The following is a 16,009-nucleotide window of genomic DNA, read 5'->3' as shown; positions in this document are numbered from 1 at the left end:
AAAGTAAAGGGGCCGGAAGAGTTCCGGCCCGCTGTGTCAAACGTTAGATCTTGCAGGCGCCGCCTTCACAGTCGTCATCGCCGCCCTGAGCAGGCTGCATGTCTTCCTGGATATCATCTGCACCGTCGCGGGTGTTCTGATAATACAGCGTTTTGACACCGAACTTGTAGGTGGTGAGCAGATCTTTCAACAACTGCTTCATCGGCACCTTGCCACCCGGGAAACGGGTTGGGTCATAGTTGGTGTTCGCCGAGATCGACTGATCGATAAATTTCTGCATCAGGCCAACCAGTTGCAGGTAACCGTCGTTATTGGGTAATTCCCACAGCAGTTCGTAGTCATTTTTCAGACGCTCATACTCAGGAACGACCTGGCGCAGAATGCCGTCTTTGGACGCTTTGATACTGATATGGCCGCGTGGTGGCTCAATGCCGTTGGTGGCATTGGAGATCTGCGACGAGGTTTCCGACGGCATCAAGGCAGACAGCGTTGAGTTGCGCAGGCCGGTCTCTTTGATCTCTTTACGCAGGCTTTCCCAGTCGTAATGCAGGGGTTCGCTACAGATCGCGTCTAAATCTTTCTTGTAAGTGTCGATTGGCAAGATGCCTTGCGCATAGGTGGTTTCATTGAACCACGGGCAAGCCCCTTGCTCCTGAGCCAGACGGTTCGAGGCTTTCAGCAGGTAGTACTGGATCGCTTCGAAGGTTCTGTGGGTCAGGTTGTTGGCGCTGCCGTCGGAATAGCGTACGCCGTTCTTCGCCAGGTAATAGGCAAAGTTGATCACACCGATACCCAAGGTACGGCGACCCATCGCGCCACGGTGAGCGGCTTTGATCGGGTAATCCTGATAATCCAGCAGGGCGTCGAGCGCACGTACGGCCAGCGTAGCCAGCTCTTCCAGATCGTCCAGGCTCTCAATCGCGCCCAGGTTGAATGCTGACAGCGTACACAGCGCGATTTCGCCGTTTTCGTCGTTAACGTCATCCAGCGGTTTGGTCGGCAGAGCGATTTCCAGGCACAGGTTTGACTGGCGTACCGGGGCGATCTGCGGATCGAACGGGCTGTGGGTGTTGCAGTGGTCGACGTTCTGGATGTAGATACGGCCAGTAGAAGCACGTTCCTGCATCATCAGTGAGAACAGCTCTACCGCTCTCACACGCTGCTGACGAATGCTGCTGTCTTTCTCATACAGGGTGTAGAGACGCTCGAACTCGTCCTGATCGGCGAAGAATGCGTCGTACAGCCCTGGGACGTCAGACGGGCTGAACAGGGTGATGTCTTCATTCTTGATCAGGCGCTGATACATCAGGCGGTTGAGCTGCACGCCGTAGTCCATGTGACGCACGCGGTTGCCTTCAACCCCACGGTTGTTTTTCAGCACCAGCAGGCTTTCAACTTCCAGATGCCACATTGGGTAGAACAGTGTGGCTGCACCACCACGTACGCCACCCTGAGAGCAGGATTTCACCGCGGTCTGGAAGTGTTTGTAGAACGGGATACAGCCGGTATGGAAGGCTTCACCGCCACGAATTGGGCTACCCAAGGCACGGATACGGCCAGCATTGATACCGATACCAGCACGCTGTGAAACGTATTTCACAATGGCGCTGGAGGTGGCGTTGATGGAATCCAGGCTGTCACCACACTCGATCAGCACGCAAGAGCTGAATTGGCGGGTTGGGGTGCGCACGCCAGACATGATCGGCGTAGGCAGTGAAATCTTGAAGGTGGAGATCGCGTCATAGAAACGTTTTACGTAGTCCAGACGGGTGGCGCGCGGGTAGTTGGAGAACAGGCACGCGGCTACCAGGATATACAGGAACTGGGCGCTCTCATAAATCTCGCCGCTGACGCGGTTCTGCACCAGATATTTCCCTTCCAACTGCTTCACGGCAGCGTAGGAGAAGTTCATATCACGCCAGTGATCGATAAAGGAGTCCATCTGCTCGAACTCTTCAGTGGTGTAGTCTTCCAGCAGATGTTTATCGTATTTACCCATCTCCACCATGCGTGCAACGTGGTCGAGCAGCTTCGGCGGCTCAAACTGACCGTAAGCTTTTTTACGCAGATGGAAGATGGCGAGGCGAGCGGCCAGATACTGATAGTCCGGTGCGTCACGGGAGATCAGATCGGCTGCGGCCTTGATGATGGTTTCATGAATATCGGCGGTTTTGATGCCGTCATAAAACTGAATATGTGAACGTAACTCTACTTGAGAGACCGAGACGTTGTTTAAACCTTCCGCGGCCCAGTCGATGACTCGGTGGATTTTGTCGAGGTTGATGCGCTCTTTACTGCCATCGCGTTTAGTTACAAGTAGGCTTTGGTTCATTTTTACCTGTCCGTGAGATTCCCCTAAGCAGAAAGTGTAGTCGCTCTGCTCAGTATGTAAACACTATATATAGGGGGTGTATGTCGGTGAGGTAACAAGATAGTGATAAAACGGTGGGTTTGCAAGTGAACAAAACCTGCCGATCTTGTGGATAACTTGGGGGTGAAATGTTACCAATTGTTCCTAGTGCGCGCCCTATCTGGGGTGGCAAGGTTGTCAATAAGCGCGATGAGATTTTGCTGATTTTGTGAAAACCCCGATCGTTTGCCGCTTTATTAAACGTTAGAAAAAAACCGCATATTGATCTGCTTTTATATTCTTAAAAACGGTTTAGATCGGCTTTTTTGATCGAAAACGGATAAATAGGTATTTATCTTATACGCTTAGTTGCACCGGCGGCGGAAACATCGCCCCGGTACGTTATGGCAGTTTCAACCCTGGTGCTGGGTATGCACCATGTAGTTCACATCAACGTTGCGGCCCAGCTTGAAATGGTCGGTGATCGGGTTGTAATGCAGGCCGATGATATGTTTTTCACGCAGCTCGGTGCCGTCGACCCAACCGATCAGTTCAGAAGGGCGGATGAACTTCTTATGATCATGGGTGCCCTGTGGCACCATCTTGAGCACGTATTCAGCGCCGATGACCGCCATCAGCCAGGCTTTGGTATTGCGGTTGATGGTGGAGAAGAACACGTGGCCGCCCGGTTTGACCAGATGTGCACAGGCCCGCACGACGGAGGCCGGGTCTGGGACGTGCTCGAGCATCTCCATACAGGTGACAATGTCATACTGTTGTGGATGAGCTTGCGCATGGCTTTCTACCGTTTCTTGCACGTAGGTCACCTGCATACCGCTTTCCAGCGCATGCAGTCGCGCCACCTGGAGCGGTTCTGCCCCCATATCCAGCCCGGTCACCAACGCACCTTCACGTGCCATGCTCTCTGCCAGAATGCCGCCGCCGCAGCCAACGTCGAGCACTTGTTTGTCAAAAATGCCTCCTGCGCGCTGCATGATATAATTCAGACGCAGCGGATTGATCCGATGCAGCGGCTTGAACTCACCTTCCAGATCCCACCAGCGCGAGGCGACTGCTTCAAATTTGGCGATTTCCTGGTGATCAACGTTTGGCGCGTGACGGGATGATTCAGCATTCATGGGCGTTATTAGCTCCTGGTTCTCTTATGGTGCAGATTATACATGTTCCGGCACGCTTGGCGCAGCGCTGTTGTGATCGAGGCAATTGTTATCGAGGCAATTTTCGCCCGCAGGGCAGCACATTTCAGTGAAACAGCGCCGGTAATTTCCCCGTAAAGCGCGCTTTGTGATATAGTTTTACACCTTTGGCACTACGCCAAGGCAGATGAATCATTCAGTATGAGGGATAGCAGCTCCATGAGCGACCTTGCCAGAGAAATCACACCGGTAAATATCGAAGAAGAGCTGAAAAGCTCGTATCTGGATTACGCGATGTCCGTTATTGTCGGCCGTGCGTTGCCAGATGTTCGTGATGGACTGAAGCCGGTGCACCGCCGCGTTCTGTACGCGATGAATGTACTGGGTAACGACTGGAATAAACCATACAAGAAATCGGCCCGTGTCGTTGGGGACGTGATCGGTAAGTATCACCCGCATGGTGACAGCGCGGTGTATGACACGATCGTCCGTATGGCCCAACCGTTTTCGTTGCGTTACATGTTGGTGGACGGCCAGGGTAACTTCGGTTCTGTGGACGGCGACTCCGCCGCAGCAATGCGTTATACCGAAGTTCGCATGTCGAAAATCGCCCACGAACTGCTGGCGGATCTGGAAAAAGAGACCGTCGACTTCGTGCCAAACTATGACGGTACCGAGCAGATCCCGGCCGTTATGCCAACCAAGATCCCGAACCTGCTGGTCAACGGCTCGTCTGGTATCGCCGTGGGCATGGCGACCAACATTCCGCCGCATAACCTGTCTGAAGTTATTAATGGCTGTCTGGCCTATATCGAGGATGAAAACATCAGCATTGAAGGGCTGATGGAACACATCCCAGGCCCGGACTTCCCGACGGCGGCAATCATCAATGGTCGTCGTGGTATTGAGGAAGCCTACCGTACCGGCCGTGGCAAGGTGTATCTCCGCGCCCGTGCCGAGGTAGAGGCGGACGCTAAAACCGGCCGCGAAACCATCATCGTGCATGAAATTCCTTATCAGGTGAACAAAGCGCGCCTGATCGAGAAAATTGCCGAGCTGGTGAAAGAGAAACGTGTTGAAGGCATCAGCGCGCTGCGTGACGAGTCTGATAAAGACGGCATGCGCATCGTGATTGAAGTCAAACGTGACGCCGTGGGTGAAGTGGTGCTGAATAACCTGTATTCGCTGACTCAGCTACAGGTAACCTTCGGTATCAACATGGTGGCACTGCATCAGGGCCAGCCAAAGTTGCTGAACCTGAAAGATATTCTGCGTGCATTTGTGCGCCACCGCCGTGAAGTGGTGACCCGCCGTACCATTTTCGAACTGCGTAAAGCCCGCGACCGTGCCCATATCCTGGAAGCGTTAGCCATTGCGTTGGCCAACATCGACCCGATTATCGAACTGATCCGCCGCGCGCCGACTCCGGCAGAAGCGAAGATTGCGTTAATCGCGCAACCTTGGGACCTGGGTAACGTCGGGGCGATGCTGGAACGTGCCGGTGACAACGCTGCACGCCCAGAGTGGCTGGAGCCAGAGTTCGGTATACGTGACGGTAAATATTACCTGACCGAGCAACAGGCTCAGGCGATCCTGGATCTGCGCTTGCAGAAACTGACCGGCCTGGAGCACGAGAAGCTGCTGGACGAGTATAAAGAGCTGCTGAACATCATCGCTGAGCTGATCTTTATTCTGGAAAACCCAGACCGCTTGATGGAAGTGATCCGTGAAGAACTGGTGGCCATGCGCGATCAGTTCGGTGACGCGCGCCGTACCGAAATTACCGCCAACACGTCTGATATCAACATCGAAGACCTGATCAACCAGGAAGATGTGGTCGTGACATTGTCGCATCAGGGCTACGTGAAGTATCAGCCTCTGACCGACTATGAAGCGCAGCGTCGCGGTGGTAAAGGCAAGTCAGCCGCCCGTATTAAAGAAGAAGACTTTATCGATCGTCTGCTGGTGGCCAACACCCACGACACGATCCTGTGCTTCTCCAGCCGTGGTCGCCTGTACTGGATGAAGGTGTATCAACTGCCTGAAGCCAGCCGTGGTGCCCGTGGCCGGCCAATCGTCAACCTGTTGCCGCTGGAAGCCAACGAACGTATCACCGCCATTCTACCGGTACGTGAATACGAAGAAGGCCGCCATGTGTTCATGGCTACCGCTAGCGGTACCGTGAAGAAAACCGCATTGACCGAGTTCAGCCGCCCACGCAGCGCTGGCATCATCGCCGTTAACCTCAACGAGGGTGACGAGCTGATTGGTGTTGACCTGACCGACGGCAGCAACGAAGTGATGCTGTTCTCTGCCAACGGTAAAGTGGTGCGCTTCCCAGAAGGGCAGGTGCGCTCGATGGGCCGAACCGCTACCGGCGTACGCGGTATCAACCTCGGCGAAGGCGATCGTGTAGTTTCGCTGATTGTTCCACGCGGTGAAGGCGATATCCTTACCGTGACGCAGAACGGCTACGGCAAGCGTACTGCGGTAACGGAATATCCGACCAAATCACGTGCGACTCAAGGGGTTATCTCCATCAAGGTCAGCGAGCGTAATGGCCAGGTTGTTGGGGCTGTGCAGGTCGAAACTACCGACCAAATCATGATGATCACCGATGCAGGCACGCTGGTGCGTACCCGTGTCGCGGAAGTCAGCGTGGTTGGCCGTAACACCCAGGGTGTTACCCTGATCCGTACTGCGGAAGACGAGAACGTCGTCGGCCTGCAGCGCGTCGCTGAACCGGTTGAAGATGAAGAGCTTGATAGCCTTGAACCGGGCGCGGAAGAAGCGGAAGAAGATACCACACCACTCGATGAGGGTGATGAGGATACCGGCGCCGTAGACGATGTGGATGACGAGAACGCCTAAATAACACGGCCTTGGCCGTATAATCTGGGTGGATCAAAAAGGGCTTGGCAGCGATGCTAGGCCCTTTTTCAGTTGTATGGTTTAATTACTGTAATCACTTGTCGATGCTGCACGGGATCGTTGTTTTGCTATGATTATGCTCGTCACCTCTTACTCTGGCATGGTACCTGCTTGAAATACTTAGCCTCTTTCCGTACCACGTTAAAAATTTCCCGCTATCTGTTTCGGGTGCTGGCGTTCATGCTGTGGTCGCTGGGTGCGCTGCTGACCACGTTTTATATCCTGGATATCGTGCATGAGAAAGAATCGGATATCAGGCAGGAATATAATCTCAACTTTGACCAGGCTCAGGGCTACATTCGCCACTCGGCGGATATCATCCGCGACATCAAATACATGGCGGAAAACCGCCTCAACGGCACGGTAGGGAGCCTCGAGCTGTTCACCGGCATGATGAATGGCAAAGACAGCCAGCCGGAGATGAAACCGCTGTACCCGGAATCCAACTGTGCGCTGAATTCCAACTACCGTGACTCGATCACCTCGTTAAACAGTCTGATCCAATACTGGAAAGAAAACTTTGTCGCGGCCTATGATTTGAACCGGGTGTTTTTTATCGGCAGTGACAGCCTGTGCATGACGGAATTCGGTAGCAGCAACGGCATCACCGATCGGCAAAACGTGCTCAAGGCGCTCCATGAGCGCATCCTTAAATACCGTAACGCCGCCAACAGCGCGGAGAAAGACAATAACCTTTACTGGATCAGCCCCAGCCAGCAGCGGTCTGATGTAGGTTATCTGTATGTGATGACGCCGGTCTATGTCGGCAACAAGCTGGAAGCGCTGCTGGGGATTGAACAGACGATCCGCCTGGAGGACTTTGTCACCACCAGCAACTTGCCAGTGGGGGTTAATCTGCTGGATGAGAACAACGAATCGGTGCTGCGACTGGCCAATGGCGATCGCTACGCCTCTTCGCTCAATGTTTATCCGCAGGAACACACCTATTTTGGCTATGTCGACAGTTACCAGGATCTAATCATGAAGAAGGCGCTGCCTCCTTCGTCGCTCAGCATCGTGTATTCATTGCCGGTGAAGAGCGTGGTGGAGCGCTTCAAGGTACTGATCCTCAATGCGGTGCTGCTTAACCTGTTGTCAGCCGTGGTGTTGTTCAGCCTGGCGTGGTTGTTCGAACGCAAAATGTTCCTGCCAGCGGAAGAGAATGCCTTCCGGTTGGAGGAGCATGAACAGTTCAACCGCAAAATCGTGGCTTCGGCGCCGGTGGGTATCTGCATTCTGCGCATCAGTGATGGTACCAACATCCTGAGTAATGAACTGGCGCATAACTATATCAACCTGTTGACCAACGAGGATCGGGATCGTATTACACGCATTATCTGCGAACAGCAGGTCAACTTTGTAGATGTGATGACCAGTAATAACAACAATCTGCAAATCAGCTTTGTGCATTCCCGTTACCGCAATGAGGACGTGGCTATCTGCGTGCTGGTTGACGTTAGTGCTCGCGTCAAAATGGAAGAGTCGCTGCAGGAAATGGCCGCGGCGGCGGAGCAGGCCAGCCAGTCCAAATCGATGTTCCTGGCCACCGTCAGTCATGAACTGCGCACGCCGCTCTACGGGATTATCGGTAACCTGGATCTGCTGCAGACCAAGGCGTTGCCGCAAGGGGTTGATCGCCTAGTCAATGCGATGAACAACTCCTCGGGGCTGTTGCTGAAGATCATCAGCGACATCCTGGACTTCTCCAAGATTGAGTCGGAGCAGTTGAAGATAGAACCCCGTGAGTTTTCTTGCCTCGAAGTCATTACTCACATTGCGGGCAACTACTTGCCGCTGGTGGTGAAAAAGCGGCTCGGTTTGTACTGTTTTATTGAACAAGGTGTGCCTGAACGTATCAATGGCGATCCCGTGCGTTTGCAACAGGTCTTGTCTAACCTATTGAATAACGCCATCAAGTTTACCGACACCGGCTGTATTATCCTGCAGGTCTGCACCCGTGACAGCTATCTGGAGTTCAGCGTTCGCGATACCGGCGTCGGCATTCCAGAAAAAGAGGTCCTGCGCCTGTTTGATCCCTTCTTCCAGGTTGGCAGCGGGGTGCAGCGCCATTTCCAGGGCACTGGGCTTGGGCTGGCGATTTGTGAAAAACTGATCAACCTGATGGACGGTGATATCGCGGTGGAGTCCGAGCCTGGCCTCGGCAGCCTGTTTACCATTCGCATTCCGTTGTTTGGGGCGCAGTTCCCGACGCCGCAGGCCAGCGATACCTGGCAGGGCAAAAACCTGTGGCTGCAAATTCGTAATCAGCGGTTGGAAAGCTATCTGCAGGCGATCCTTGGCGGCTTCGGCGCCACGGTATTACGTTATGAGGGGCAGCAAACCGCAGCAGGGGATGTTCTGCTCAGCGATTATCCTTTGCAGGAGGATACCCCGCTGTTGGCACAGATTGAATTCTCCATTGCGCACATCGGACCGTCATTGGAAACGCACCCGGGTTACTGGCTGCATAGTACCTCCACGCCACGGGATGCCATCCTGCTGTTGAACCGGTTGTTTGGCGTGGTTACCGAAAGCGATAAGGCGTTGGTGCAACTGCCGTTACCGGTTAAGGCCAATAGTGCCGATAACGGGGATATTCGCCTGCTGGTGGTGGACGATCACCCGATCAACCGGCGCTTGCTGTCCGATCAGCTGTCATCGTTGGGCTATCAGGTGATTACCGCCAATGATGGTGTCGATGCGCTCAGCGTACTGGAACGCAATGCGGTGGATATTGTATTGACTGACGTCAATATGCCGAATATGGATGGCTATGAATTGACACGTTGCCTGCGCCAGTCGAATTTCACTGCCCCGGTGATTGGCGTAACGGCTAATGCGCTGGCAGAAGAGAAACAGCGCTGTCTTGAGGCCGGGATGGATAACTGCCTGTCGAAACCGGTCACGCTGGAGACGCTGGAGCAGTCGCTGGGATATTACAGTCAACGGGTACGGCGGCTTAGGGCTGAGTCGCAAACGGTATAAATACTAAAGGGCGCCTAAGAGCGCCCTTTAGATTGATAACAATGTTGGTTCAGGGGTGCCGCATGCTGCACCCGTTGAACTTTAGTCTTTATCCAACTGCGTCATACTGACGGAGGAGAGATAGTTGAGCAGTGCGATATCGTTATCAACACCCAGTTTCATCATGGCTGATTTCTTCTGGCTACTGATAGTCTTGATGCTGCGGTTCAGTTTTTTGGCGATTTCAGTCACCAGGAAACCTTCGGCGAACAGACGCAACACTTCACTTTCTTTCGGAGAGAGGCGTTTGTCACCGTAACCGCTGGCACTGATTTTCTCCAACAGCTTCGAGACGCTCTCTGGCGTGAATTTCTTGCCTTTCTGCAATGCGGCCAGCGCTTTTGGCAAATCGGTAGGCGCACCCTGTTTCAGGACGATGCCTTCGATGTCCAGATCCAACACCGCGCTGAGAATGGCCGGATTGTTGTTCATGGTCAGAACGATGATCGACAATTGCGGATAGTGGCGTTTGATATATTTTATCAGCGTAATGCCGTCGCCATATTTGTCACCCGGCATCGAAAGATCGGTGATCAGGACGTTGGCGTCCAGCTTGGACAGATTGTTGATCAGTGCTGTAGAGTCCTCGAACTCCCCAACGACATTCACCCACTCAATTTGCTCAAGTGACTTCCGGATGCCAAACAGTACGATAGGATGGTCATCGGCAATAATTACGTTCAGGTTATTCATGTTGTTGGCTACCTTGCTGCAGCAGTCTACTGACGAAAAAATCAATCTGACTGATGTTATTCTCGATCTTGAGCGCATCACCGTCCGCGATGTGCTGTTCTAACGATTCACACAGAAGCTTTCCGGGAAGCAGATTTAACATAGCAAACACGCCCTTCAGGCGGTGTGCGGTTTGAGACAGCGCTGCAAAATCACCGCTGCCCGCCTCAGTATACAGTTTTTTGATATCGTCGGGTACTGTATCAATAAACAAACCATAGTAATCACTTGATCTCAATTGTTTTTCATACACTTGGGCGCTTTCTGCCAGCGATCCTACAGGGGTTTCTTCCAGCTCTTGTGCCGCCATCTGGTGTTCTATCAAGATCAGAACAGCGTCGATCATGGCATTGTGCAGGTTATAGTTGACGCGAATATAGCCTTTATCAAGCTGTTGCCAGCCCGCTTCATCGCTGGTTAGCAGCAACGTATAGTTGTCGGCCTGCTGCGGGTTATCGGTCAGTAATACATCATATTCCCGGCTGTTTTGGTGCTCCTCGGCCACGATGCAGTTGGCCCCGTAGCCCGCCAGTAGCTGAGTCACGATACGGCGGATCTCGTCGGAGGTGATATCCAGCAGCGCCGTTACCCCATCGAGTAACTTCTCCGTCGCCTGTTCCTCTGTTTTTTCCTGCTCCATAGTGACGCGAATGGTATAGCGGGTACCGATATCGATTTTGCTGCGGATATCCAACTGGCCATTGAGTTTTTTGCACAGCTGATTACACAGGAAAAACGTCAGCCCAGAACCGTGGTCGAAGCGATCGACCAGCGTTTGGCTGAGGAACGGGTAGGTCAGGTTGCTGATTTCCTCATTGGAAATGCCGGTGCCGGTGTCATTGATATGAAATACCAGGTGTTCAGGGCGATCGGCTTCCTGTTCCACCACCAGGGTGATCTTGCCGTAGGCGGTGGTGATGATGGCGTAGCGCAGCAGCAATGAAAGGATTTTGCGCAGTGCGCCAGCATCGCCAATGTACTGTTGGTTGACGTCCAGATTAACGTGATTGAACAGCGCCAGCCCTTTCTGGTTGATGGCTGGCAGCACGTCCAGCAGCAGTTCATCCAGCAGTTCAGTGGGGTTGAAAGGTTGACGTACCGGCTGCCAATCCTGTGTCTCCAGCCTGGTGAGCAGGGTGATATTGTCGATCAGATCCAATACCGATGCCGAAGCCAGGTTGAGCTGTTTAAGCAATGTCTGTTGCTGCTCGGCATCTGATGGTTGGCACAGGCTCGCGGCCAGTTCGTGCATTTGCCGCACCGGCTGATTCAGCTCGATCCCCAGGTTATGCAGCATCAACTTACGGGCCTGCACGTTTTTATCGTATTCGCGGCGGGCCTGTTGCAGCCGCTTGTTCACCATCACTTCTTTATCCTGATCGTTGAGCAGGAACAGATAGGTTTCTGCCGTTCGTTGGCTGCGGAAGATGCGGATCTCATAGACTTCGTTGTTGACCGTCGCCTGGATCACGCCGTGATGCTGCTCCGCCATATGGGCAATTTTGGACAGGCTGAGATGTGGCAACAGATGTTCGGCGATCTTGTTGCTGGTAATCACGCTGTTATCGGCAAAGTCATAGACCAGCAACCCGCAAGGCAGGCTGGCGACAATTTCCTGGTTGAGCGAGCGTTGGAGATCCAGCTCGGCGGCGATATTTTCGCTGGGGCGGATGTACTGCTGGCGGAGGAAATAAATGCCCACCATCGATAGCGTCAGCAACAGCAGATTGACCGCCAGTAGCCAGATGTTATTGCGCAGCAGGTCAATCGCCAGATTGAAAGCTGAAACGCGGTAAATCAGCTGCAACGGCGAGTTGGGCAAGGCAACACTGAATTCAACCCAACTGCCTTTCAGGGCCGCCTGGGCGTTAATTGCCGTTTCGCTCGGCACCATGCTGTCGTCGATCTCTTCATTATCGGGCAGCAGCAGGAAGTTGGAGCGGGCCATATTAAGCGGAATGATATCGTTAATCGGCAGGTCGAAGGCGATCACCGTGGCCAAATGCCCCGGCTGGTTAAAGGTGGTACGGATCGAAAACGAATAGGCGTTCTGGAAGCGCTGTTTGCGCAGGCCGGAAAAACTCTCGCGTTCGTCCAGCATATTGGCCTGTTGCAGCATTTCAGTGCGGCGGTCTGACACCGACGTAGTCAGGTAGTTTTCTTTCAACCGGGAGGTCAGGTCTTTCAGCGATTGGGTCGTCACCAGACTCAGGCTGTTATCTTGCCCGTTGAGAAAATACATCGCATAGTTTTCGGTCTCGGTTCCCCAGCGGTTATCCAGGAAGTCCGAGATATTGGCAACCGTAGCCAGCGTAGCGTTGTCGTGGTTGCCAAAAATGACCGCATCGGTTTTGCTGCGTCGCTTCTCAACATAATATACATCCGGACGCAGTCGAGTTTCCTGCAGGTTGGTCTCAGCAGGAAGCGACGCGGTATTACCAAATTTGTCGTAGATTTGCTCGGTCAGAGAGCGGTAGCTGTCGATACGCTTTTGCAGCATGTTGGCGATGGTGTTGACGGCATGTTTTTTCTCCGTCAGATAGGCGTTGGTGTAGTTATAGCTGTACAACCCAATGGCCATGGCCAGCAGCACGACAAACAGCCAAAAGCTGCGGGTGATGTAGCGGGAGTTTATGGTCAGTTGTCTATCTTGCAACATGGCTACGCATTCCTGAAATTAGCGAGTGACCGCTTTGGCGCTGGCTGTGACGATCAGCAGTAATGCCGCGACACAGGCCAGGGCAAACGTCAGGCTGGAGACCTGGGCGATTAGCCCGATCACTGCCGGGCCAGCCAGAATACCGGCATAGCCCACCGTAGTGACCGAAGCGATGGCCAGGTTGGCAGGCATGACGCGTTGGTTCCCAGCTGCGCTAAACAGAATAGGGACCACATTGGATGCTCCGACCCCGACCAGCATAAAACCAATCAAAGAGGCTATGGCGCTGTTTATGGTAATAGCCAACGCCAGGCCGATGGCCGCACACAGGCTACCCAGCAACAGTACCTGATATCTGCCCATGGCATTCACCACGCGATCGCCATTCAGCCTGCCGATCGTCATGGCAATGGAGAACAAGGCGTACCCCAACCCAGCCTGGTTATGATCCATCCCGCGCATGGTGGTCAGGTACAGCGCGCTCCAGTCGAGCATTGAGCCTTCCGCCAGGAACATGATGAAGCACAGTAGGCCAATGAACATCACCCAGCCACGTGGCAGAACGAACATCGGGCCTTCTTTATCTCCGCCGCTTTCACGCAGCAGGTTTTTACTGGCAATCAGTAGCAGAGCCAGAATGGCGACGACGGCGATCAGAGTGGCTTGTAGCGGGCCTAGCCCCAACCATAATAGGGCGCTGACGCCACCCGCACCGGCTATCCCGCCAATGCTGAAGAAACCGTGAAAGCCGGACATCATGGCACGATTGCTGGCGCGTTCGACCACCACGGCCTGAATGTTCATGGCCACGTCAATCATACCTATCGCTGCGCCGAACAGCAGTAAGGCTAATGCCATCCCCAAGGTGGAGTCCATCAGCACCAGCAGTGGCAAATCGATGCACAGGGCGATACCCGCCAGCAGGATCACGCGGCGACAGCCAAATTTGCCGGTCAATAGCCCTGTCAACGGCATTGCCATGATCGAGCCAACCCCGATGCATAGCAGCAGCAGGCCTAATGAACCGTCATCTATGGCGATACGCGTTTTGGCAAAAGGCACCAGCGGTGCCCAGGTGGCCATCGCCAGTCCGGCGATAAAAAAGGCCAGGCGGGTTGCATTCTGCTCGGGCACACCGGGCTTAATTTGTTCGTTGCAAGTGACTGTCATGTCGGTATCGGGATCGGCTCTGGATAGTGGCTTAAATGAACCCCTGTTTTTATCACAATCTGTGATCGGGGTCGAAAGGATTCGCGTTAACCGTGTAGCCCATCAGGGGGAGGAGCAGTGTTAGATCACTCTTTGATGAGGGTGAAATAGTTTCTCAAGGTAATAAATATATTATCGGGGGAATTGATGCAGGATTTATTGCTATTTTGTATGTGATTGCTGGCTATTTAAACGATGAGCGGCGGCAAATTATTCATTGGTTAATTTGTTGGTGGTTTTTTAGGGGTAATTTAGCTATTAGTGCGGTGATTTACCATGTTTATGATATCTGTTTGTGATTAAATTTGTGCATTAAATGCTTTATTTTGACGATTTTTTAGCTGATTTTTGGGTATAAAAAAACCGGCCAGAGGCCGGTCGTAACTACAAAAATTATCATACGGATAATGAAGGTAATAATGAAAATAATGATGATAGCGGGATGATTATAGCGCCAGGCGTTGCAACGGTTTTTGGCACAACGTGCTTATTGTTTGATACTTTTGTACTGTTATATTTATTTTTATAAAGATTTGTATATTGCATTGTTTTGTAAGGTTTAATTTATTTTTTTATCTTTCGGTGCTTTATTTTGTTTGTCGGTAATGTTTTGTTAAAGTTCGCCAGTATTTACATTTTGAAACTTTTAAATATAGGTATGAAACACTATCGGATACTTGGTATCATTTTCTTTCTGGATTAATATAGCCCTTGTTACCAGAATGGTGATTCACAGTCGCGCTAATAATGCTCAGAAGAGCAGTGGCCGTAGCTCGACATAATTAAGAGGATAATAACGATGAAACTTCGAGTACTCTCCCTGATCGTCCCAGCTCTGTTGATGGCAGGCACAGCAGGTGCAGCAGAAATCTACAACAAAGACGGCAATAAACTGGATTTGTTCGGTAAAATCGATGGTCTTCACTATTTTTCCGACAACGATAAAACCGACGGCGATCAGTCTTACATGCGTTTTGGCCTGCGTGGCGAAACTCAGATCAACGATCAACTGACCGGTTATGGTGAGTGGGAATATCAGGTTCAGTTGAACAAAACTGAAGACGAAAATGACGCATTCACCCGTGTGGGCTTCGCTGGTCTGAAATTCGGCGATTACGGCTCATTGGATTACGGCCGTAACTACGGTGTGATGTATGACATCGGCGCATGGACCGACGTGTTGCCTGAGTTCGGTGGCGATACCTATGGCGCGGACAACTTCCTGTTCCAACGTACCAGCGGTGTTGTGACTTATCGTAACAACAACTTCTTCGGTCTGGTTGATGGCCTGAACTTTGCCCTGCAGTATCAGGGTAAAAACGGCAACGGTGAAGAAAGCAACAATGGCCGTGATGTCCTGAACCAGAACGGTGACGGCTACGGTATGTCCGTATCCTACGATCTGGGCTATGGCATCAGTGCTGCCGGTGCATTCTTCAGCTCTGACCGTACCAACGATCAGAACGGTGGCCCTAACGGCACCTCTTCCATTCTGGGTCGTGGTGACAAAGCCGAAGGCTATAGCGGCGGTCTGAAATACGACGCCAACAACGTCTATCTGGCAGCAATGTATACCCAGTCTTACAATGCTACCCGTTTCGGCAACAGCAATAGCTCTCTGTACGGTTACGCGAACAAGGCACAGAACTTTGAAGTGGTTGCACAGTACCAGTTCGACTTCGGCCTGCGTCCTTCCGTGGCGTACCTGCAGTCTAAAGGCAAGGACATTGGCGGCGGTTACGGCGACCAAGATCTGCTGAAATATGTTGATGTGGGCGCGACCTACTACTTCAACAAAAACATGTCCACCTACGTTGACTACAAAATCAACCTGCTGGACGACAACACATTTACCGACAAAGCCGGTATCAATACCGACGACGTGGTTGCTGTAGGCCTGGTTTACCAGTTCTAAGCAATACCGTGAATGTGACCACGCGGCCTTCG

8 protein-coding genes are annotated in these 16,009 nt (G+C 52.6%); 3 read left to right on the top strand and 5 right to left on the bottom strand.

Going from position 1 to position 16,009, the window contains the following annotated elements; genetic code table 11:
- Positions 1-43: 43 nt before the first annotated feature.
- Positions 44-2,332 (bottom strand): class 1a ribonucleoside-diphosphate reductase subunit alpha, encoded by a 2,289-nt coding sequence (gene nrdA, locus D9980_RS11510; RefSeq protein ID WP_024485994.1) that lies wholly within the window; start codon positions 2,330-2,332, stop codon positions 44-46.
- A gap of 431 nt (positions 2,333-2,763) precedes the next feature.
- On the bottom strand, positions 2,764-3,489 hold the full coding sequence (gene ubiG, locus D9980_RS11505; protein WP_021178493.1) for a bifunctional 2-polyprenyl-6-hydroxyphenol methylase/3-demethylubiquinol 3-O-methyltransferase UbiG: 726 nt from the start codon (positions 3,487-3,489) through the stop codon (positions 2,764-2,766).
- 237 nt (positions 3,490-3,726) lie between these two features.
- Here ubiG and gyrA point away from each other — a divergent pair, with 237 nt between their 5' ends.
- Together gyrA and rcsC are read left to right on the top strand one after the other, a co-directional pair.
- Positions 3,727-6,378: a DNA topoisomerase (ATP-hydrolyzing) subunit A gene (gene gyrA / locus D9980_RS11500; protein WP_024485995.1), complete on the top strand. Its 2,652-nt coding sequence runs from the start codon at positions 3,727-3,729 to the stop codon at positions 6,376-6,378.
- A gap of 171 nt (positions 6,379-6,549) precedes the next feature.
- Positions 6,550-9,423 (top strand): two-component system sensor histidine kinase RcsC, encoded by a 2,874-nt coding sequence (rcsC, locus tag D9980_RS11495; protein WP_121607365.1) that lies wholly within the window; start codon positions 6,550-6,552, stop codon positions 9,421-9,423.
- An 81-nt stretch (positions 9,424-9,504) separates the two neighbouring features.
- On the opposite strand, the gene rcsB is transcribed toward rcsC, so the two are convergent.
- Genes rcsB through D9980_RS11480 form a run of 3 tightly spaced genes read right to left on the bottom strand, consistent with a single transcriptional unit; the run spans position 9,505 to position 14,023 of the window.
- Positions 9,505-10,155 carry a response regulator transcription factor RcsB gene (gene rcsB / locus D9980_RS11490; protein ID WP_021178490.1) on the bottom strand — a complete coding sequence of 217 codons (651 nt, stop codon included), beginning with the start codon at positions 10,153-10,155 and terminating at the stop codon, positions 9,505-9,507.
- A complete protein-coding gene (gene rcsD, locus D9980_RS11485) occupies positions 10,148-12,850 on the bottom strand; it encodes a phosphotransferase RcsD (protein ID WP_121609009.1) in 2,703 nt (900 codons plus the stop codon). The genes rcsB and rcsD overlap by 8 nt, the downstream gene beginning before the upstream one ends.
- A 21-nt stretch (positions 12,851-12,871) precedes the next feature.
- On the bottom strand, positions 12,872-14,023 hold the full coding sequence (locus tag D9980_RS11480; protein WP_121607364.1) for an MFS transporter: 1,152 nt from the start codon (positions 14,021-14,023) through the stop codon (positions 12,872-12,874).
- 838 nt (positions 14,024-14,861) lie between these two features.
- Between D9980_RS11480 and ompC the strand changes: the two genes are divergently transcribed.
- Positions 14,862-15,977, top strand: a complete 1,116-nt coding sequence (ompC, locus tag D9980_RS11475; protein WP_046808380.1) for a porin OmpC — start codon at positions 14,862-14,864, stop codon at positions 15,975-15,977.
- Positions 15,978-16,009: the final 32 nt, after the last annotated feature.

Origin of the sequence: Serratia sp. 3ACOL1, assembly GCF_003668775.1 — a bacterium.
Classification (GTDB): domain Bacteria; phylum Pseudomonadota; class Gammaproteobacteria; order Enterobacterales; family Enterobacteriaceae; genus Chania; species Chania fonticola.
Note: the sequence above shows the minus strand (reverse complement) of the source record. Positions and strands in the feature narration are given on the sequence as shown.